The sequence below is a fragment of the Methylocapsa polymorpha genome (assembly GCF_045689225.1).
GTDB classification, from domain to species: domain Bacteria; phylum Pseudomonadota; class Alphaproteobacteria; order Rhizobiales; family Beijerinckiaceae; genus Methylocapsa; species Methylocapsa polymorpha.
In genome coordinates this window covers 1,246,639-1,265,585 of sequence record NZ_CP136862.1, presented here as the reverse complement: position 1 = coordinate 1,265,585, position 18,947 = coordinate 1,246,639, and the positions used below count along the sequence as shown (strand labels likewise).

17 protein-coding genes, 1 tRNA gene and 1 pseudogene are annotated in these 18,947 nt (G+C 63.1%); 13 read left to right on the top strand and 6 right to left on the bottom strand.

Annotation, left to right across the window (positions count from 1 at the left end):
• Positions 1-77 precede the first annotated feature (77 nt).
• Entirely contained in the window at positions 78-908 is an 831-nt protein-coding gene (locus RZS28_RS05960) for a L,D-transpeptidase (protein WP_407340412.1), read from the top strand.
• 9 nt (positions 909-917) lie between these two features.
• Here the strand turns inward: RZS28_RS05960 and mutM are convergent, their stop codons facing one another.
• On the bottom strand, positions 918-1,799 hold the full coding sequence (gene mutM, locus RZS28_RS05955) for a bifunctional DNA-formamidopyrimidine glycosylase/DNA-(apurinic or apyrimidinic site) lyase (RefSeq protein WP_407340411.1): 882 nt from the start codon (positions 1,797-1,799) through the stop codon (positions 918-920).
• Between the two features lie 414 nt (positions 1,800-2,213).
• Between mutM and msrP the strand changes: the two genes are divergently transcribed.
• Positions 2,214-3,176, top strand: coding sequence for a protein-methionine-sulfoxide reductase catalytic subunit MsrP (gene msrP / locus RZS28_RS05950; protein WP_407340410.1), 963 nt, complete (start codon positions 2,214-2,216; stop codon positions 3,174-3,176).
• Positions 3,177-3,266: 90 nt separating this feature from the next.
• Here the strand turns inward: msrP and RZS28_RS05945 are convergent, their stop codons facing one another.
• The gene (locus RZS28_RS05945) at positions 3,267-3,761 is read right to left on the bottom strand and encodes a DUF3455 domain-containing protein (RefSeq protein WP_407340409.1); all 495 of its coding nucleotides are present in this window, start codon (positions 3,759-3,761) and stop codon (positions 3,267-3,269) included.
• Positions 3,762-4,101: 340 nt separating this feature from the next.
• On the opposite strand from RZS28_RS05945, the gene RZS28_RS05940 reads away from it, so the two are divergent.
• Genes RZS28_RS05940 through RZS28_RS05920 form a run of 5 tightly spaced genes read left to right on the top strand, consistent with a single transcriptional unit; the run spans position 4,102 to position 9,015 of the window.
• Entirely contained in the window at positions 4,102-5,193 is a 1,092-nt protein-coding gene (locus tag RZS28_RS05940) for an ATP-dependent RecD-like DNA helicase (RefSeq protein WP_407340408.1), read from the top strand.
• Positions 5,193-6,122 carry a glycine betaine ABC transporter substrate-binding protein gene (locus tag RZS28_RS05935; protein ID WP_407340407.1) on the top strand — a complete coding sequence of 310 codons (930 nt, stop codon included), beginning with the start codon at positions 5,193-5,195 and terminating at the stop codon, positions 6,120-6,122. Before RZS28_RS05940 ends, RZS28_RS05935 begins: the two co-directional genes overlap by 1 nt.
• 28 nt (positions 6,123-6,150) lie before the next feature.
• The gene (locus RZS28_RS05930) at positions 6,151-7,308 is read left to right on the top strand and encodes an ABC transporter permease (RefSeq protein ID WP_407340406.1); all 1,158 of its coding nucleotides are present in this window, start codon (positions 6,151-6,153) and stop codon (positions 7,306-7,308) included.
• On the top strand, positions 7,305-8,240 hold the full coding sequence (locus tag RZS28_RS05925; protein ID WP_407340405.1) for an ABC transporter ATP-binding protein: 936 nt from the start codon (positions 7,305-7,307) through the stop codon (positions 8,238-8,240). The genes RZS28_RS05930 and RZS28_RS05925 overlap by 4 nt, the downstream gene beginning before the upstream one ends.
• Entirely contained in the window at positions 8,230-9,015 is a 786-nt protein-coding gene (locus RZS28_RS05920) for an ABC transporter permease (RefSeq protein ID WP_407340404.1), read from the top strand. The genes RZS28_RS05925 and RZS28_RS05920 overlap by 11 nt, the downstream gene beginning before the upstream one ends.
• A 25-nt stretch (positions 9,016-9,040) precedes the next feature.
• Here the strand turns inward: RZS28_RS05920 and RZS28_RS05915 are convergent, their stop codons facing one another.
• From RZS28_RS05915 to nth, 3 genes are all read right to left on the bottom strand, one after another.
• The gene (locus RZS28_RS05915) at positions 9,041-9,259 is read right to left on the bottom strand and encodes a hypothetical protein (RefSeq protein ID WP_407340403.1); all 219 of its coding nucleotides are present in this window, start codon (positions 9,257-9,259) and stop codon (positions 9,041-9,043) included.
• 21 nt (positions 9,260-9,280) lie between these two features.
• The gene (locus RZS28_RS05910; protein ID WP_407340402.1) at positions 9,281-9,661 is read right to left on the bottom strand and encodes a hypothetical protein; all 381 of its coding nucleotides are present in this window, start codon (positions 9,659-9,661) and stop codon (positions 9,281-9,283) included.
• 202 nt (positions 9,662-9,863) lie between these two features.
• Complete coding sequence (nth, locus tag RZS28_RS05905; protein ID WP_407340401.1) at positions 9,864-10,652, bottom strand: endonuclease III; 789 nt, start codon at positions 10,650-10,652, stop codon at positions 9,864-9,866.
• A 47-nt stretch (positions 10,653-10,699) separates the two neighbouring features.
• Here nth and RZS28_RS05900 point away from each other — a divergent pair, with 47 nt between their 5' ends.
• On the top strand, positions 10,700-11,212 hold the full coding sequence (locus RZS28_RS05900; RefSeq protein WP_407340400.1) for a DUF2244 domain-containing protein: 513 nt from the start codon (positions 10,700-10,702) through the stop codon (positions 11,210-11,212).
• 283 nt (positions 11,213-11,495) lie between these two features.
• Positions 11,496-13,976 (top strand): annotated as a pseudogene (hrpB, locus tag RZS28_RS05895) (ATP-dependent helicase HrpB).
• A 28-nt stretch (positions 13,977-14,004) separates the two neighbouring features.
• Here the strand turns inward: hrpB and RZS28_RS05890 are convergent.
• Complete coding sequence (locus RZS28_RS05890) at positions 14,005-15,327, bottom strand: UDP-glucose dehydrogenase family protein (protein WP_407340399.1); 1,323 nt, start codon at positions 15,325-15,327, stop codon at positions 14,005-14,007.
• Between the two features lie 379 nt (positions 15,328-15,706).
• Here RZS28_RS05890 and RZS28_RS05885 point away from each other — a divergent pair, with 379 nt between their 5' ends.
• The 4 genes from RZS28_RS05885 to RZS28_RS05870 all read left to right on the top strand — a co-directional run bounded on the left by RZS28_RS05885 (position 15,707) and on the right by RZS28_RS05870 (position 18,942).
• Positions 15,707-16,360 carry an FAD-dependent oxidoreductase gene (locus RZS28_RS05885; RefSeq protein ID WP_407340398.1) on the top strand — a complete coding sequence of 218 codons (654 nt, stop codon included), beginning with the start codon at positions 15,707-15,709 and terminating at the stop codon, positions 16,358-16,360.
• Positions 16,297-17,151, top strand: a complete 855-nt coding sequence (locus RZS28_RS05880) for an FAD-dependent oxidoreductase (RefSeq protein WP_407340397.1) — start codon at positions 16,297-16,299, stop codon at positions 17,149-17,151. Before RZS28_RS05885 ends, RZS28_RS05880 begins: the two co-directional genes overlap by 64 nt.
• 8 nt (positions 17,152-17,159) lie before the next feature.
• Positions 17,160-18,653, top strand: coding sequence for a sensor histidine kinase (locus RZS28_RS05875; RefSeq protein WP_407340396.1), 1,494 nt, complete (start codon positions 17,160-17,162; stop codon positions 18,651-18,653).
• A gap of 212 nt (positions 18,654-18,865) precedes the next feature.
• Positions 18,866-18,942 (top strand) — tRNA-Arg (locus RZS28_RS05870).
• Positions 18,943-18,947: the final 5 nt, after the last annotated feature.

Genomic DNA, 18,947 nt, shown 5'->3' with positions numbered 1-18,947 from the left:
GGCGACCGTGGCATAAGTGCAATATCGCTGCGCAAGCTTCTCAGTTAGAATATTTTTTTAGCCATCTGCACAAGTGGTTGTCCCATGCCTCGAATGAACCGCCGCACAGTCATCGCGGGCGCGTCGGCCTCAGCCGCGTTGGGGCTCGCCGGCTGCGTCGGCACGACGCAAAATCCTTCAATTCAGGCGGGCGTTCCAGCCGCGCCGGCGGCGCAGACGGCGCCTCTGGCGGCCGTCAAGCAACGCCGCTTCCGCCGCCGCAAACGGCGGAGGCCGATTTTGCGGCCGATGTCGGCGCAGACCCGCAGTACGGCGCCGTCTATGGGCCGGTCGCGGGAGAGCCCTTTCCTGTTCCGGCTATAAAGTTGTCCGAGATCAATCGCTCCTTCTTGCGCAAGAAGGTCGCCTACGCGACCAATGAGCCCCCCGGCACGATCGTGGTCGATCCGGCGCATCACTATCTGTACCATGTCGAGGAAGGCGGGCAGGCGACTCGTTATGGCGTCGGCGTCGGAAAGGAAGGCTTCGTCTGGTCCGGCGAAGCGACGATCAAGAGCAAGCAGGAATGGCCGGATTGGTATCCGCCAAAGGAAATGATCGAGCGCAAGCCCGAGCTCAAGAAAATGATGAGCGAGCTTCAAAGTGGCGAAGGAATGCACGGCGGGCCGAAAAATCCGCTCGGCGCCCGGGCCATGTATCTTTGGCAGGGCAATCAGGACACGCTGTTTCGCATTCATGGCACGGTCGAGCCATGGACTATCGGGCAGAGCGTCTCGTCCGGCTGCATCCGCATGATCAATCAGGACGTGATCGACCTCTATAACCGGACGCCGGCCGGCACCCGCGTTGTGGTGCTCGGCTCATCTCCGATTAAGCCGGCCAAACCGCCCAAGGTCGCGCATAGCTGACGCGACCTTCTATCTTTGGCATGATCCGCAAAAGAAGGTCGCGCGGCCGGATTGAACGATCCGTTTGACCGTTCCACCGCAGCCGGGCTTTTGGCAGGCGAAGCCTTCGCGGTCGTAAACCCGAAAACTATGCTGGAAATAGCCGAGCGCGCCATTGGTCTGGCGATGGTCGCGCAGAGAGGAGCCGCCCGCGGCGACGGCTTCCTCCAGCACCTCGCGAATCACTCGAGCGAGAACATGGGCGCGTTCGCTTGGGGTCCCATCCTTCCGCGCAAGGCTGTCGGCGGCGCGGCGCGGCGATAGGCCGGCGCGATGAAGCGCCTCGCAGACGTAGATATTGCCAAGGCCGGCGATCAGGCTCTGATCGAGAAGGGCCGCCTTGAGCGATGTTGTCTTTCCGGCGAAGCGGGCGGCCAATGCCGCGCCGTCGAGTTCATTGCCGAGCGGCTCAAGCCCGATCGTCTTGAACAGTGGATGGGAAGCGAGTTCGGCCCGCGCAATCAAGAGCATGTAGCCGAACCGACGCGGATCATTGTAGACGATCCGCGCGCCGGTCGAGAGGTCGAAGGCGACATGGTCATGCGCGGCGTTTTTGGCGGCCGCCTGGCCGATGGCTCCAGGGAGCGCTCCGCGCGCCGAGGCCTCGATGCGAAACGATCCCGACATGCCGAGATGCATGACGAGGACCTGGGCGTCGTCGAGATCGGCGAGAAGATATTTCGCTCTTCGCCCGAGCGCTTCAACCCGGCGGCCGGCAAGGCGTCTTGCGAAATTCTCCGGAAAAGGAAACCGCAGATCCGGCCGCCTTTGATCGACGCCGATGAGTCGCGTCCCGACCATCGCCGGCTCAAGTCCGCGGCGGACCGTTTCAACTTCAGGCAGTTCCGGCACTTATTGGGGCCCTTGCTTCGCCTACGGCGAACTACTTGTCCAGTGCATATGCGAGACTCTGCGCTGCCCGCCGGTTTGAATATGCGCCGAATCGAAAAAGCGCATCAACTTTTTCGCGCCCTACGGGCCTAGCCCAGTCAAGTGGAATGATTCCGTGGAGGCGTCCGCTGACCTGGCGAGGGAACAAGCAACCAGCCACATGAGGGATGCCGGAAGAAGGTAAGAGCGCCGCATTCCACTCTCTTTGTTTCATGGGTCATATTTTCTCGGGTCGGCGTCCACTATACTCCCTCAATCCGCCGCTGCGTCTTTTTGCGGTCGCGCGATCGTGATCGGCCGGCGATGATGGCGGCGTAACAAACTCGCTGCGGCCAACGTATCTAGCATCAGACACCGCCGCCAAGGACAAACGCCATGTTGATTCGTCGCCGCAAGGGCTGGGAGATTTCCGAACGTCACGCGACGCCGGAACGTCTCTTTTTTGAGCGCAGGACCGTCCTGAAAGGCGCCGCCGCGATCGCCGCCTTGGGCGCGTTTGGCGCGGGGTCCGCCTTGGCCGCCGGCGAGCCCGACTCTTCCCCCGCCCTCTATCCAGCGAAACGCAATGAGGCTTTCACGCTCGATCGCCCGGTGACGCCCGAGGCGGTCAATACGCGGTACAATAATTTTTATGAGTTTGGCGCGAGCAAGGAGATAGCGGCGGCCGCCGAATCGCTCAAGATCCGGCCATGGACGGTCAAGATCGACGGGCTCGTCGCAAGCCCGCGCGAGATCGCCATCGACGATCTTTTGAAGTCCATGCCGCTCGAAGAGCGCCTCTATCGCCACCGCTGCGTCGAGGCCTGGGCGATGGCCGTGCCCTGGACCGGCTTTCCCCTACGGACCCTGCTCGACGCCGCGGAGCCTCAAGCTTCCGCCAAATATGTTCGGCTGGAGACATTCCTGGATCGGATCATGGCGCCGGGGCAGCGTCAGGTCTGGTATCCCTGGCCCTATGTCGAGGGCCTGACCATGGCGGAGGCTGCGAACGATCTCGCCTTCCTCGTGACCGGCGCCTATGGCAAGCCTTTGCCCAAGAGCATGGGCGCGCCGCTGCGCCTCGCGACGCCGTGGAAATATGGCTTCAAGTCGATCAAGTCGATCACGCGGATTTCATTCGTCGCGGAGCGCCCGAAGACGTTTTGGGAGCAACTGGGCCCTTCGGAATACGGTTTTTGGGCGAATGTGAATCCGAATGTCCCGCATCCGCGCTGGAGCCAAGCCACTGAAGAGGTGCTTGGCGCGCATGAGCGGCGCCCGACGCAATTGTTCAATGGTTACGGCGAATTCGTCGCCGGCCTCTATGGCGGCCTCGATAGGGAGCCGCTTTTTATGTGAGCGGAGGTGTGGCGCGGCGGGGAGCGCAGGAAAATTGCGCTCGCGCTCTTTGACGATTTTTCCGAGAAAGCAACCGCTTTCGCGTCGGGGCTATTTCCCGAAAAATTTATAGGACGCAGAGTAGCGAATTCGCACTGTTTCGCCCTTTTGGGACTCCTCGCAGCCGTCGTCCGGCTCCGCGCCGCCCCTCGTATTTACTCGCAGGATATAGGCCGCGTCCGCGAGCCGCCCTGCGCCCTCATGCGACTTGACGTCGAGCAGCAGCCAAGGGACAGCGCCCTGTTGCGGCGAGGCCTGTTTGGAGACCAGCTCGCCGGTCACCGACGAGCCGTCGGAAAGCGTCCACTTCGGGCCTTTGGAATGCGTCCCGACCTCTTGCCCTTCCGCGTCGAAAAGCGTCGCCGCCGGTTCTTGAAAGACCCAGGCGTAGGTTTTGTCTTTTTCCTCGCAGACATACACTTGTACGCCACGCGCCGCGAGCTCGAACAATGGCTTCGCCCCCTCAGGCGGCGCGAGCGGCTTTTCCTGCGCAAGGGCTACGCAGGCTAGACTGGACAGCGCGACTGCGATACCGAAACGCTTCATTTCGCTTCTCCTTATGTGCTTGCGAGCGACTGACTTAAGCCTAGCTTAAGGATGAAGACGCCGCCAATTCAAATCATCGTGGGGATTTAGGGCCGCCCTGCAGTCCGGCGAAGGTAGAGGACCGCGATGACACGACGGCGACGTTTGAGGCTAGAGCGCGTTCCGATTGGATGGAATCGTCCAATCGATAAGAACTCGCTCCAGATCAATAAGCTGGAGCATGTTCCGATCGAAAAAGTTGATCAGCTTTTTCGGAACATGCTCCAGGAATTCCGGCCTTGCGCCTTTCGAAGCTTTTTGGCGCAATGCCTTCGGTCTCTCTTTTTCGCAAAGGCCCGGCATGACATGGTCGCCGCAGCAGGATGCGGCTCTCGCCGCCGTCGCCACATGGCTGAAGCGAGGCGAGCCTCAGGTCTTCCGGCTTTTCGGCTATGCCGGCACGGGCAAGACGACGCTCGCCAAGCAGCTCGCCGAGGATATTGAAGGCGAGGTGGCCTTCGCCGCCTTCACCGGCAAGGCGGCGCTCGTTCTGCGCTCCAAGGGCTGCAAGGACGCCCGAACGATCCACAGCCTGATCTATAAGCCGCGCGAGACAGAGACGGAGGAGCCTTCGTTTGTCCTGAATGAAGAGAGCGCGGTCGCCAAGGCGAGCCTCGTCATTATTGACGAATGCTCCATGGTCGACGCCGATCTCGGCCGCGATCTCCTGTCCTTCGGCAAGCCCGTGCTCGTCCTCGGCGATCCCGCCCAATTGCCTCCGGTGAAAGGCGGCGGCTTCTTCACCGAAGCGGAGCCGGATATCATGCTGACCGAGGTTCACCGTCAGGCGGCGGATAATCCGATCATCAAAATGTCCATGCTGGTGCGCGAAGGCGGACGGCTTTCGCTCGGCGCTTACGGCGAAAGCCGGGTGATCGAACGCCGCGACATCGATTCCGGCGCCGTGACCTTGGCCGATCAAGTTCTCGTCGGATTAAACCGCACGCGGAGATCCTACAATCGACGCATGCGCGAGCTCTATGGCTATGAAAGCGCCTTTCCGGAGGCGGGCGACAAATTGGTCTGCCTCAGGAACGACAAGACGAAGGGACTTTTGAACGGCGGCATCTGGATTGTGAAAACCACTGCGACGACGCGCAAGAAAAAGCTGGCGCTGAACGTCGTGCCGGAGGACGATCCGACGCGCAAGCCGCTTCGCATTGGCGTCTTGCCGGAATTTTTCTCAGGCGGCGAAGAAGCTTTGAGCCCGAAACAGCGCCGCGACTCCGATGAATTCGATTTCGGCTATGCGCTGACCGTGCATAAGGCGCAAGGCTCGCAATGGAACTCGGTTGTGCTGTTCGACGAGAGCGGCGCCTTTCGCGAACATCGCAATCGCTGGCTCTATACAGGCATCACCCGCGCCGCAGAGCGCCTCACGATTGTGCTCTGATGAGGCCGCCGCCTTCCCTCACTCGGCGCAGCCTTTTGGCCGGAGGCTTCTGCCTTTGCCTTTCGCGAAAAGGCGTCGCCGCCTCGCCTGTCGTCGTCGGCTCGAAACTCGATCTCGAAGGCGCGCTCCTTGGCCATATGGCGCTGCTTGCGCTCGGCCACGTCGGAATAGAGACGCAAAACCGTCTGCAGATCGGCCCGACCGCAATTCTCCGTGAAGCATTGCTCGCCGGCGCGATCGACCTTTGTGTGGAATATACCGGCAACGCGGCCTTTTTCTTCCATCAGGACGATGATCCCGTCTGGAAGAATGCGGAGGCCGCCTACGTCCGCGCGGCCGAGCTCGATTACCAGCACAACCGCCTCATCTGGCTGAGGCCGGCGCCCGCCGACAATAGCTGGGCGATCGCCGTCCCGAACCGTCTGGCGCGGGAGAAGAGCCTTGCGACGCTGGAGGATTTCGCTCGTTTCGCGCGGGACGGAAACAGAATCAAATTGGCGGCCTCGGCCGAATTCGTGGAGAGCGCCGCGGGCCTTCCCGCTTTCGAGACGGCTTACGACTTCAAGCTCGAAGCGCGGCAGCTCTTGGTTTTGTCAGGGGGCGAAACGTCCGCCACGATGAAAGCCGCCGCCGATGGAATGTCCGGCGTCAACGCCGCGATGGCCTATGGCGCGGATGGCGCCCTGAAAGCGCTTGATCTCCTTGCGCTTGAAGATCCTCGCCATGCCGAGCCGGTCTATGCGCCGGCGCCGGTCGTGCGGGCGGCGACCCTCGAACTTTATCCGAACATCAGGCAGGCGCTTGCGCCGGTTTTCGCGAGCCTCGATCTTGCGACCTTGCGCGATCTGAACGAGAAAGTCGCGGTCGAGGGGGAAGACGCCGCCGCCGTCGCGCGCGCCTACTTAGGCGCAAAGGGGCTGTTGGATTAGCCGGCGCAGCGCCAAAGCGGGGAGGACCATGACGCCAGTTGTCCATGACCGCGTGCTTCTTGCGCTTGGCCTCATTGGCGCGGTGGCGGCGCTTTATGGCGGGTTTCTCAATAGCGCGCCGAACCGCCTTGCGGGAAGCGTCGCGCTGCCTTTGCAGCAGGCGCCCTTGATCGAAGCGGCGGCCGTTATGGCCGGCCTTGGCGCGCTCACGGTTTTGGCATTTGTAGCGCAAGTCAAATGGCGCTGTTACGCGACGTTGTTGGTCGCCGCTCTGGTCCTGTGGGCGAGCCTTAGCGGCGCGGGACATTTCGCGACGCTGCTTTCAAGCGCGAGCCTGCCGGCCGCGCGCTATTCTCTTGGCGCAGCGTTCTGGACCTTGGTTGCGGTCGCGCTTCTCGCGATGCTCGACGCCATGCAAAGAGTGAAGCTAGCTCTCGCCCAGCGCGTTGGACTCGTCGCGGGGCTCTGCGTGGGCTTCGTCCTCATGGCGCAAGCGGGAAGTTTTGCGGATCTTTCGCTCGCCAAGGAATTTTCGAGCCACCGCGCGATTTTCTTCAGCGAATTAGGGCGTCATCTCGCGCTCGTCGGCGCGGCGATCTTTTGCGCCTTGTGCATGGGCGTCCCGCTGACCGCGCTTGTCTTGCGCAAGGCCAAAGCGCGCGGCCTTGTCTTCGCAAGTCTCGGCATATTGCAGACCATTCCGTCAATTGCGCTTTTTGGCGTCTTGATAGCGCCATTGTCGGCGCTAAGCCGCGATCTGCCTTTCTTGCGCGATCTTGGCGTCGGCGGAACCGGCCCGGCGCCCGCGATCATCGCCTTGACGCTTTATTCGCTTCTGCCTTTGGTTCGCAGCTCTTATACGGGCCTGGCCGAAGTCGCCGAAGACGTGAAGGACGCCGCCTTAGGCATGGGATTCGATGCGCGGAAACTATTCTTCGCGGTCGAATTGCCGCTCGCTCTGCCGGCGCTTCTCTCCGGCCTGCGCGTGGTCGCCATCCAGGCTATCGGGCTTGCGGCGGTCGCAGCTCTGATCGGCGCCGGCGGCCTCGGGGCGTTCGTGTTTCAGGGCGTCGGCCAATATGCGCTCGATCTCGTTCTGGTCGGCGCGATCCCGATCATCCTTCTGGCGCTCGCCGCCGATTTCATCTTTCAAATGCTGATCGCATCGGCGCGGAGGCGAATATGATCGAACTGCATTCCGTGTCGAAGCATTTCGGCGGCGCGGCGGCGGTCGAGGATTTCTCGCTGCGCATTGAAGCGGGCGCCTTATGCGTCCTTGTCGGTCCGTCCGGCAGCGGCAAATCAACGGTCCTGCGCATGATCAACGCGATGATCGAAGCGGACCAGGGAAAGATCGAGCTGCGCGGCCAGGACATTCGCAGCTTGGATCCGGTGCTTCTGCGGCGCGGCGTCGGCTATGTCATCCAGTCGGTCGGCCTCTTTCCGCATTGGACGATCCGAGAAAACATCGCAGCCGTCCCGCGCCTTCTTGACTGGAGCGACTCGAAAGTGAGCGCGCGCATCGACGAGATTGTCGCTTTGTTGCAGATCGAGCCGAGCCTGTTGCCGCGCTATCCGCGACAATTGTCGGGCGGTCAGCAGCAGCGCATTGGCGTCGCGCGAGCGCTCGCCGCCGACCCCGACATCATCTTGATGGACGAGCCCTTCGCCGCGCTCGATCCGTTGAGCCGCGCGAACCTGCAAGAGGAGTTGCGCCGCCTACATGCGCGAAGCGGCAAGACGATCGTCTTTGTCACGCATGACATGGACGAAGCTCTGCTGCTTGCGACCAACATGGCGGTGATGCACAAGGGCCGGCTGGTTCAGTCCGGGGCGCGCGAGGAGATTTTGTTGCATCCGGTGAATGATTTCGTCCGGGACTTTTTCGGCCGCGAGGCGATGCAGTTTCGCCTCCTCGATATCGTGCCGGTTCGCGCGCGCATGAAACGCCGGTGGGTTGGCGCCGCCGAGACCATAGCGGCGGGCGCCAGTCTCAAGCAGGCGCTGAACCTGATGCTGGCGCGCCGCTGTGCACGGCTGCGCGTGGAGGATGAAAGCGGCGCGCGGCTCGGCGAGATCGACATTGCCGATATTATCGCAGGCGGCCATGAGCGCTGACCTTGCACGTCTCGGCGCCTTCTTGCTGCGATGCGCGCGCCGGCCGGCCCTGTGGCTCGCGCTTCTATTGTTCTTCTGCATCTTCGCGATGCCCTCGGCGGAGCCGCTGTTTCGCGCGCTCTTCCCCGCCGATCCGCGTCCGATCTATACGCGCGCGAGCTTTCTTGAGCTCACACTTGCGCATTGCTGGCTTGTCGCGATCTCGAGCCTTGTCGCCGCATCAATTGGAATTGGACTCGGAATTTTCGTCACCCGCGAGAGCGGACGCGAGTTCGCGCCGATCGTCAGCGCGATCGCCGCCATCGGCCAGACTTTTCCGCCCGTCGCCGTGCTTGCGCTTGCTATTCCGCTTCTGGGTTATGGCGGCGCGCCGACGCTCGCCGCGCTCATCCTCTACGCCATTCTCCCCGTCCTCGAAGGCGCCATTACGGGGCTTCGCGCGGTTCCCGACGCCACGCGGGATGCAGCGACGGGAATAGGCTTTGATCCGCAAAGCCTGCTGTGGCGAATCGAACTGCCGCTCGCTTCGCCTTTCATCCTCGCCGGGCTCCGCAATGCGGTGATCATCAACATCGGGACGGCGACGATCGGATCGAGCGTCGGCGCCTTGTCGCTCGGATCGCCGATCATCGAAGGACTCTCTGCGTCAAATCCGGCCTATGTGATCCAAGGCGCGACGATTGTGGCGCTGCTCGCTGTTGTGACGGATCGCGCGTTCGCATGGCTCGAAGATTTCTTGCGCCCCGGCGGAGCGCGCCCCGGCGAGAATTCTTAGCATCGGCATTAGTCTTGCCGTCCGATCAGATCGCCGTCGCAAAAACGCGAATGGTTGGGTTTACGTAATGAGGACAAGCCTCCCGCTCATCGAGCAGATACACAGCAACAACCGCGTCAGAATCCTCCAGAGTGAGATTGAGACCGAGTTCCTTTCCGAAGATAGCAAGCGCTTCACTTCGGTCTCGCGCGGGCGTTGACAAGTGTTTATGTTGGCCCACGATCAGAAGATCGTAATATGTCATTTGGCTTGCCCTACGTTGAAATCATGCCCGCGCGAAGTACGCCGCTCGCGCTGTTTGAATCACGCTGTCTGTAAGCTGGACGCGGCCCCGTGGGATGTCCGCGCCAGTGACTTCGATCAGCTTAAGCGATGAGCCGCTTCTGTTGAGGATGCTATATTCGCCACGCTGATACTTGCCTTGAATGATCGGTTCAAACGCAGCTAGATTCCGATCCACAACCAAGTGGCGCTCAGGGAGCGTAGGCCTTTTTTCGTCGGGCAACGACCACGGCCAGCCAAAATAATCATCGAGCGCCACGCACGTCACGAGAATGAGTACCAATTCGCGCCCGTCGAAACAGTGAATTATAGTCCCGTCCTCCTGAGAGGATGCGTAAACAACGGAGAACTCGGTCAGCGGCATGAAAGCCTCCAAATAAACGATACGGCGATAGGTAGGTAGAGTATTTCCCGTTTTCAATACTGCAGAGTCGAAGGCCCGTTATGACGGCTGTTCACCGTCGTGGGGCCTCCCAAGCCGATTCGACTGCGTGAAGTAGTGTAGCACGCCACTGTCAAAGTCGCATAAGTTCGAAGCTGGAACGTCTCTGCGTCAGATCGAACCCCTACGCCCGCTTATCCGGCCATTGGCACAGATCCGATATGATGCACACGGGGCATTTCGGCGCGCGGGCCATGCAAATATAGCGGCCGTGAAGGATCAGCCAATGATGCGCATGCAGCTTGTAGGCGTCGGGGATGATCTTCTCCAACCCGCGCTCGACTTCGAGCGGCGTCTTGCCGGGCGCCAAGGGAATGCGGTTGGAGATGCGGAAAATATGGGTGTCAACCGCCATGGTCGGCGCGCCAAAGGCGATGTTCATGACCACATTGGCGGTCTTGCGGCCGACGCCTGGAAGCGTTTCGAGCGCCTCGCGGCTTTGCGGAACCTCGCCGCCGAACTCCTTCACCAGCCGCTCCGACAGCATGATCACATGCTTCGCCTTGGTCCGGTAGAGGCCGATCGTCTTGATCATCTCGCGCACCTTCTCCTCGCCGAGCGCCAGCATTTTTTGCGGGCTGTCGGCTAAGGCGAAAAGCGCGGGCGTCGCCTTATTGACGCCGGCGTCGGTGGCCTGCGCCGAGAGCACCACGGCGACGAGAAGGGTGAAGGCGTTCTTATAGTGGAGCTCGCCTTTCGGATGCGGGTTGGCGGCTTCGAAACGGCGGAAAATCTCTTTTACGCGCGCGGGGTCGGGCGGCGTCGCGCGCGCGTGGCTTGGCTTTGCCAAGCCCTTGCCTTGACCTTTAGCGCCGAGCTTGGCGGCGGGCTTGGAACCGGCCTCGATCGGCGCGAGCCGGCGGGCGGAGGCCTTCGGCGCGGGTTTCTCTTTTGGCGGGTTTATTTTGGTCATGGGCGCGTTATAAATTTGAAGAACAGCGGAGAGAAGAGCTTCGGCGCATGTCTATCGTGGAAACCGGGATCGTCGAGCCGGAAAATCAGCGGTTGTTCGCGGCGCGGATAAAGCCGTACCGATCGCTCACGCGGCGCAACTTCCATCTGATCTTGATGGTGTTTTCGGGCGCGAGCCTGTTTTCCAGCCTGCCCTTTATTTTTCTCGGCGCCTGGCCGATCGCCGGGTTCATGGGGCTCGACGTGGTGCTTTTCTATTTCGCCTTTCGCGCGAATTTCAACGCCGCCCGCGCTTATGAAGACGTTCATGTGACGCATTTCGAGCTTCTGCTCGCGAAAGTGAGCGCCAGGGGGCAGCGGGCGGAATGGCGCTTCAATCCGGCCTGGGTGCGGCTCGAACGCGTGGAGCACGAGGAGTTCGGAACACAACGGCTCGCCCTTGTCTCGCGCGGCAAGAGCGTCGAGATCGCGGGGTTTCTCGGGCCGGGGGAGAAGGCGAATTTCGCCCGCGCGCTGTCGCGGGCTCTGGCCGAGGCGCGGCGGGGTCCGCGCTTTTCGTGAAAAGAAAACGTCCCGAGCCGAATGGCGTTCGCGCCGTGGGCGCGGCCAGACGGAAAGACCGGCCGCCCCAGGGGGAGGGACGGCCGGTCCGGACAGAGGCCAACGCGCTCAGACTCAGGGCATAGCCAAGCGCGAGGCCGTACCGGAAGTCGCGAAGGCATCGGACTTCGCTGCTTATAGCTAATCCAAATGACGGCGGGTCGCTTGACCCAAATGTGCTAATCATCGCGCGAGGCGGATCAGGCTGAACCCATGCGGGGATGCGCTGACGTCACAAGGGTCCATGCCGAGCTTTACCCCTACGCTTCCAATCGACGCCGTTCTCGATGAGATCAAGGCGCAGCTTGCCGCGCAGGCCAAGGCGGTCCTCGTCGCGCCGCCTGGGGCCGGCAAGACCACGCGCGTCCCCCTCGTCTTGATGAACGAAGCCTTCGCCGCCGGAGGCAAGATCATCCTTCTCGAACCGCGCCGCATCGCCGCCAGAGCCGCCGCCGAGCATATGGCCGCGACGCTTGGCGAGCGCCCCGGCGAAACGATCGGCTTGCGGGTGCGCTCGCAATCCCTGGTTTCGTCGAAAACCCGGATCGAGATCGTCACGGAAGGCGTGTTCACCCGCATGATTCTCGACGATCCCACGCTTGCGGGCGTCGCGGCGGTGATTTTCGATGAATTCCATGAACGTTCGCTCGATGCGGATCTGGGCCTCGCCCTTGCGCTCGACGTCGCGAGCGCGCTGCGGGAGGATCTGCGTCTTCTTGTGATGTCGGCGACGCTCGACGGAGCGCGGGTCGCCCGCCTCCTCGACGAGGCCCCGGTGATCGTCAGCGAGGGCCGCGCGTTTCCGGTCGAGACGAAATATTTTGGCCGCGATCCTGGCGAGCGGATCGAAACGGCGATCGTTTCCGCTGCATTGCGGGCGCTTGCGGAGGAAAACGGTTCGGTTCTGGCGTTTCTTCCGGGCCAAGGCGAGATCAATCGCGCCGCCGCCATGCTGGCCGAGCGGGTTCGCGATCCGATGATCGAGATCGCGCCGCTTTATGGCGCGATCGAGCGGGCGGCGCAGGACCGGGCCATAGCGCCGGTCAAGGCGACGCGCCGCAAGATCGTGCTCGCCACTTCGATCGCTGAAACCTCTCTGACGATCGAGGGCGTCCGGATCGTCATCGATTCCGGCCTGACGCGCGCACCGAGGTTCGAACCCGATCGCGGCTTGACCCGGTTGGAGACAGTGCGGGTCTCCCGCGCCGCCGCCGATCAGCGCCGAGGCCGGGCTGGGCGCACCGAGGCCGGGGTCTGCTATCGTTTGTGGGAGGAGGCGGCGACCGGCTCGCTTGCGCCTTTTTCGACGCCAGAGATCATGGCGGCTGATCTCTCCGGCCTCATGCTCGATCTCGCGCTATGGGGCGTGCGAGAGCCGTCGAGCTTGAAATGGCTGGATCCGCCGCCGCCGCCGGCCATCAATGAGGCGCGCGTGCTTTTGCGCGACATAGGCGCCATCGACGCCAATGGCGCGCTGACGGAGGAGGGCAAAGCCATTGCCGGGCCTCGCTCTGCCGCCGCGCCTCGCCGCGATGGTCGTCGCCGCTGTGCGGGAAGGCGATGCCTCGGCCGCGGCCGAGGTCGCTACACTGCTCGTCGAACGGGGGCTCGGCGGCGATTCGCCGGATCTCGCCCTGCGCCTCGAACGTTTCCGGCGCGATCGCTCCCCACGCGCCGAGGACGCGCGCCGCCTCGCGCGGAGTTTCGCCTCGCGCGCCGGCTCGAAACGAGCATCGCGCGCGCCGGAGGAAAACGCGTCCTGCGGGCGGCTTCTCGCGCGCGCCTTTCCCGATCGGATAGCCAAGGCGCGGGGCAAGCCCGGCGAATTCCTCATGGCGAACGGCCGCGCCGCGATGCTGGAGCCGCATGAACCCTTGGCGCGCGAACCCTTTCTCGCCATTGGCGAAATCGCCGGCCGGGCCGGATCGTCCCGGATTCTTCTCGCTGCGGCGCTCGGCGAGGCGGAGATTGAAGGCGTCGCCGCGCCAAAATCACGACCGAGGACGAGATCTATTTCGACCCCGAGCGCGCTGCGCTCAGGGCGCGCCGCCAGCGCCGGCTCGGCGCGCTCATCTTAAGCGAACAGAACCTGCCCGTCGCGCCGGGGCCGGAGGCCGCTCGCACACTCGCCGAAGGGATCGCCGCGCTCGGGATCGATCGGCTTCCTTTCAGCAAGGGGCTGAGCCAATGGCGCGATCGAGTCCTTTTCTTGCGGCGCTTCGAGGCCGATGACGCCTGGCCCGATCTTTCCGATGCGGCGCTCGCCCAAAAGGCTGCGGACTGGCTCGCGCCGCATCTGGAAGACAAGACCAGTCTTGCGGCGATCGCGCCGGATGACCTCGATCAGGCCTTAAAAAGCCTCTTGCCATGGGACATGCGCCGGCGCCTCGATGAAGAAGCGCCGACCCATTTCGAGACGCCGGCGGGATCGCGCATAGCGCTCGATTATGCGACGGACGGAGGCCCCACGCTTTCGGTGCGGGTGCAGGAGCTTTTCGGCCTGGCGCGTCATCCCGCGCTGGCGAAGGGCCGGGTTCCTTTGACGCTCGAGCTACTCTCCCCTGCCGCGCGCCCGATCCAGATCACCCGCGATCTGCCGGGCTTTTGGCGGGGCTCCTGGGCGTCGGTGAAAGCCGAGATGAAAGGCCGCTATCCGCGCCATTCGTGGCCCGACGACCCCGCCGCCGCGATCGCCACGACCCGCGCCAAGCCGCGCGGCAAATGACCGCGCGGCGGGCCCGAGCCCTTGGACGTTACTTCTTGACCGGCGATGAGCCGCGGCCGACCCCGGCATAAAGAAAATCATGCCGCGCGAGATCGTCCGGCTCATAGATATTCCGCAAATCGACCAGGATCGGCGCAGTCAGCAGCGATTTGATGCGGTTGAGATCGAGCGCCCGAAAGGCGTCCCATTCGGTGACGATGACAAGCGCATCCGCTTTTTCACAGCATGAATAAGGATCGTAAAAATAAGTGAGGTCGTCGAGCACCTGCCGGGCCTGATCCATGCCCTCGGGATCGAAGGCGTTGATCCGGGCGCCGCCGTCCTGAAGCGCGGTGATGATCGAAATCGCAGGAGAGTCGCGCATGTCGTCGGTATTGGGCTTGAAGGTAAGCCCCAGCACCGCGATGGTCTTGCCGCGCACCGATCCGCCCAAAGCGGCGAAGACCTTGCGGGCCATGGCGCGCTTGCGTTGGTCATTGACCGCCGAGACCGTCTCGACGATCCGGATCGGCGCGCCGAAATCCTGCGCGGTCTTGATCAGCGCCTGGGTGTCCTTTGGAAAGCAGGACCCGCCATATCCGGGGCCCGCATGGAGGAACTTCGAGCCGATGCGTTTGTCGAGGCCGATGCCGCGGGCGACGTCCTGCACATTGGCGCCGACCTGCTCGCAAAGATCGGCGATCTCATTGATGAAGGTGATCTTGGTGGCGAGAAAGGCGTTGGCCGCGTATTTCGTCAATTCCGAGGTGCGGCGGCTCGTGAAGACGAAGGGCGCCTGGTTGAGATAAAGCGGCCGATAGATTTCCGTCATCACTGCTTCGGCGCGTTTGTCGTCGACGCCGAGGACAATGCGATCCGGCCGCTTGAAATCGTCGATCGCCGCGCCTTCGCGCAGGAATTCCGGATTTGAGACGACGGCGAAATCGGCGTTCGGATTGGTCTCGCGAATGATCCGCTCGACCTCATCGCCGGTCCCGACGGGAACCGTGGATTTTGTGACGACCACCGTGAAGCCGTCGAGGCCGGCGGCGATCGCGCGCGCCGCCTGATAAACGAAGGTGAGATCCGCATGGCCGTCGCCGCGCCGCGAGGGCGTGCCGACCGCGATGAAAACCGCCTGCGCGCCGCGCACCGCGGCGACAAGATCGGTCGAGAAGGACAACCGATGTTGACGGACATTGTTGGCGACGAGATCTTGCAGGCCGGGCTCGTAGATCGGCATCTTGCCGGCCTTCAGCGCCTCGATCTTCTGTGCATCCGTGTCGATACAGCTGACAGTATGCCCGAAATCGGCGAGACATGCTCCCGAGACGAGCCCCACATAGCCTGAACCGACCATCGTAATTTGCATCTTTAACCCCCAAAGGACGGGCTGGCCCGAGAAATGAGGTGCCTTAGCACGGCCCGAAGCAGACTTGAAGCAACCGTGGGTTCCGTCCGTGTGACAGCGCCATGTCGGACAACCGAAGGGGCCTTCCACATGATAAGAATCAGGCGGGCAATTGTCATAAGTTCGTCGTAAATTACCTCCGCCAATGGTCCGCGAAAGGCGGTCACTCGCCAGGGAGTCAGATTTGACGCCGAGTTGGAATGGGCTCGGCGGCCGCCGATCGATCCGCGTTGCGCGAGCGTCTCGCGCGGGATCGAATTAAGCCGGCCGTCATTTTGTCGCGACTCCTGATATGAAGCGATGAACGAGTTGGCGCATATCGAAAGGGGGGCGCAGCGGCATGTCCGATATTTTGCAACCGGACCTATGTATCGTCGGAGGCGGAGCAAGCGGCCTGGCTCTTGCCGCCGAGGCCTCGTCAAGCGATCTTTCCGTCGTGCTCGTCGAGAAGGGCGAGATTGGAGGCGACAGGCTGGCCCAGGCCATTCCAAGCTATGCCCTGCTTGCGGCGAGCCGCTTCGCCGCGCATTTGCGCGCCGGCAGGCGTTTCGGCATTGACGTCGATGCGCCGCGAATCGATTTCGCGCAAATCCGCGCGCATATCGCCGCCGCCGCCGCCGAGCTCGCGCCGAATTACTCGGTGGCCCGGCTCGAAGCCATGAATGTCAAGGTGATCCGCGCGCCAGGCCGGTTCACGCGCGCCGATACGCTCGACGCCGGCGGGACGACAATCAAGGCGCGGCATTTTGTCATAGCGACCGGAGCGTCGGCCAGGCCTTTGGCCATTCCCGGGCTCGACCTGGTCCGACCGCTGACCTACGCCTCGCTCTGCCGTCTGGAGCCGCCGCCGCGACGCCCTCATTGTGATCGGCGCCGACCCGCGGGGCGGCGCTTGCGCAAGGGTTGCGGCGGCTCGGCGGCGAGGTCGTCATGCTGGCGCCGTCGAAGCTGCTCCCGCTGGAGGACGAGGAGCTCGTCGCTCCGGTGCGAGTAGAGCTCGCGCGCGATGGAGTAGTCATCCATGAGTACGCGAAGATTCTAAAAATTGAACCGCTGGGAGACAACATTGGCGTGGTCATCGCCCGCGCGACCAGCGAAGCGAAGACCGAGAAGGAGACGATCGAGGGCTCGCATATTCTGATTGCCGCCGGCGAAGCTCCTCTCGTCGAGGGCTTAGGCCTCGCTGCGGCGGGCGTGCGCTACGACGTGACCGGCATAGAGGTCAATGCAGATCTGCGGACGAGGAACAGGCGCGTCTATGCAATTGGGGCCGTCGTGCGAGGCGCGCGATCGGCCGGGGCCGCCGAATATCACGCGGGTGTGGCGCTTCGCCGTCTTCTCCGCCCGCGGTTTGACCTCCGCATCTGGCCAAGGCGCCGCCAAGCGATCGCCCAGGTCATCTTGACAGATCCCGAAATCGCCGTCACAGGCCTTTCTGAAACCGAGGCGCGGGAGCGGCGTCGCCATATCCACGTGCTGCGCTGGCCATTCTCCGAGACGGATAGGGGCCAAATCGAACACAGGTCGGCGGGTCACGTCAAGCTGATAACCTCCCCAGGCGGAAGAGTTTTGGGGGCAGGAATCGTCGGGCCGGCGGCAGGGGAGTTGATCAACCTGTGCACGCTCGCCATATCCAGAGGCATGACCGCTACTGATTTGGCCTCGATGATGGTCCCCTACCCGACGCTGGCCGATGCGCCGCGCAGGGCGGCCATGACAGTTAGGGAGTGGGGCGGCAATCCCGTCTCGCGGCTTATCATGCGCCTTTTGCGCCGGCTCGGATAGAGAGGGCTATGAGCGATCTCGCGATGCCTCCAAGCGATGGCCTTGCAGCGCCGAAGGCTGGCCTCGCGCAAGAGAGCGGTCGCGGTCAGATCCGCGTCGGCCTGACGACGCGGGTGCTCGCTCTGGTTGCGGCCTTCGTCATGCTCGCCTCGACGATGATCTATCTTCCGGCCGTCGCCATTTACCGCGACAATTGGCTTCGCAACCGGCTCAGCGCCGCGTATACGGCCGCGCTCGTGCTTCAGGCCGCGCCGCATGCGATGGCGCCGGAGCCTTTGTCGCGCCAATTGCTCGATAGCGTCGGCGCGAGGATCATCGTCCTCAGCATGCACGGGACCAAACGGATCCTCGCCGCCGCCGAGCTGCCGTCCGCCGTCGACGAAGTCTATGATCTGCGCGAACCGAATTTCGCGTCGTCGCTCGCCGGCGCGATCCGCACGCTCGCTGCTCCGAAAGGGCGCTTCCTTACGGTTGTCGGCGACGCGCCCATGGGCGGCGAGGCTGTCGCCATCACCATGGAGGAGGGCCCGCTGAAGCGGGCGATGGGCGGCTATTCGATGCGGCTTTTGATTTATACGCTCGTCACTTCGGCGGTTGTGACCGGGCTTATGGCCGTCGCGCTCCACCGCATGATCTTGCGCCCGGTCCGGCGGCTCACCACCAGTCTCGCGGAATTTGGCGCGGACCCGGAAAACGCCGCCCACATCATTGTCCCATCCGGCGGCAATCACGAGCTCGGCGAAGCGGAAGCGGCGCTCGCGATCATGCAGGAGGCCCTGGCGCGCGAGCTGAACCAGAAGAAACATCTTGCCGCTCTCGGGCTCGCCGTAGCCAAGATCAATCACGACATGCGCAATATGCTGGCTTCGGCCCAGCTCCTGTCCGACCGGCTCGCTGATGTGAGCGATCCGCTGGCCCAGCGCCTTGCGCCAAAGCTCGTGGCGACGCTCGATCGGGCGATCCGCTTTTGCCAGGCGACGCTGACCTATGGCCGCGCCATAGACGACCCGCCGAAACCTCGCCGCTTCGCCTTGCGCCCGCTTGTCAATGAGGCGGCGGAGACGATCGCGCTCGACGCCAGGTGCCGGGACAAGATCGTGAATGAAATCGGCGAAGATTATGAAATTGTCGCCGACGCCGAGCAAATCTTTCGTGTGCTGATGAATCTGATTCGCAATGCAGTCGAAGCGCTGCAAGCCGCCGGCGCTGGGCCGGACCAGACGGCGCAGGTCCGCATCCGCGCCTTTTGGGAGGAGTCGGCGGCTGTGATCGAAGTCGTCGACAATGGACCCGGGGTGCCGCCGGCCGTGCGCGGGAAGCTGTTCGCCGCGTTTTTCAATTCGAGTCGCGCCGGCGGCTCTGGCCTCGGCTTGGTGATCGCCGCCGATCTGGTCCGCGCCCATGGCGGGACCATAGCTCTCATTTCCCCGGACGAGGACGAGACTCGCGGCGCCCAGTTTCGGGTCACGCTGCCGCAGCCCGAAGCGACAGATGGGCTTTGACGGCGATCGCCATTCCAAATAGGCCTTTTTCCGCCGCGCCTACCAGAAAGCTCTATTGCCAGGATGGCCGTGAGCCGCTAAACGTCGCCTCGACCCTGGTGGGCGCAGTCCCGAAAGAGCCGCTTGGCTTTTTCAAAGACATGCCCAAGTGGTCATTTCGTGTGGTCCGGTCGAAGCCTTGGCGCTCGACATTCGCGAGGACCTCACTGCAGGCGCCCGTAGCTCAGCTGGATAGAGCACTAGACTACGAATCTAGGGGTCAGGAGTTCGAATCTCTTCGGGCGCGCCAATGAT

What these genes read in the sequence shown, in the direction of transcription:
- msrP (WP_407340410.1), top strand. Translation starts at nt 2,214, where the DNA reads ATGTTGATTCGTCGCCGCAAGGGCTGGGAGATTTCCGAACGTCACGCG.
- RZS28_RS05945 (WP_407340409.1), bottom strand. Translation starts at nt 3,761, where the DNA reads ATGAAGCGTTTCGGTATCGCAGTCGCGCTGTCCAGTCTAGCCTGCGTA.
- RZS28_RS05940 (WP_407340408.1), top strand. Translation starts at nt 4,102, where the DNA reads ATGACATGGTCGCCGCAGCAGGATGCGGCTCTCGCCGCCGTCGCCACA.
- RZS28_RS05935 (WP_407340407.1), top strand. Translation starts at nt 5,193, where the DNA reads ATGAGGCCGCCGCCTTCCCTCACTCGGCGCAGCCTTTTGGCCGGAGGC.
- RZS28_RS05930 (WP_407340406.1), top strand. Translation starts at nt 6,151, where the DNA reads ATGACGCCAGTTGTCCATGACCGCGTGCTTCTTGCGCTTGGCCTCATT.
- RZS28_RS05925 (WP_407340405.1), top strand. Translation starts at nt 7,305, where the DNA reads ATGATCGAACTGCATTCCGTGTCGAAGCATTTCGGCGGCGCGGCGGCG.
- RZS28_RS05920 (WP_407340404.1), top strand. Translation starts at nt 8,230, where the DNA reads ATGAGCGCTGACCTTGCACGTCTCGGCGCCTTCTTGCTGCGATGCGCG.
- RZS28_RS05915 (WP_407340403.1), bottom strand. Translation starts at nt 9,259, where the DNA reads ATGACATATTACGATCTTCTGATCGTGGGCCAACATAAACACTTGTCA.
- RZS28_RS05910 (WP_407340402.1), bottom strand. Translation starts at nt 9,661, where the DNA reads ATGCCGCTGACCGAGTTCTCCGTTGTTTACGCATCCTCTCAGGAGGAC.
- nth (WP_407340401.1), bottom strand. Translation starts at nt 10,652, where the DNA reads ATGACCAAAATAAACCCGCCAAAAGAGAAACCCGCGCCGAAGGCCTCC.
- RZS28_RS05900 (WP_407340400.1), top strand. Translation starts at nt 10,700, where the DNA reads ATGTCTATCGTGGAAACCGGGATCGTCGAGCCGGAAAATCAGCGGTTG.
- RZS28_RS05890 (WP_407340399.1), bottom strand. Translation starts at nt 15,327, where the DNA reads ATGCAAATTACGATGGTCGGTTCAGGCTATGTGGGGCTCGTCTCGGGA.
- RZS28_RS05885 (WP_407340398.1), top strand. Translation starts at nt 15,707, where the DNA reads ATGTCCGATATTTTGCAACCGGACCTATGTATCGTCGGAGGCGGAGCA.
- RZS28_RS05880 (WP_407340397.1), top strand. Translation starts at nt 16,297, where the DNA reads ATGCTGGCGCCGTCGAAGCTGCTCCCGCTGGAGGACGAGGAGCTCGTC.
- RZS28_RS05875 (WP_407340396.1), top strand. Translation starts at nt 17,160, where the DNA reads ATGAGCGATCTCGCGATGCCTCCAAGCGATGGCCTTGCAGCGCCGAAG.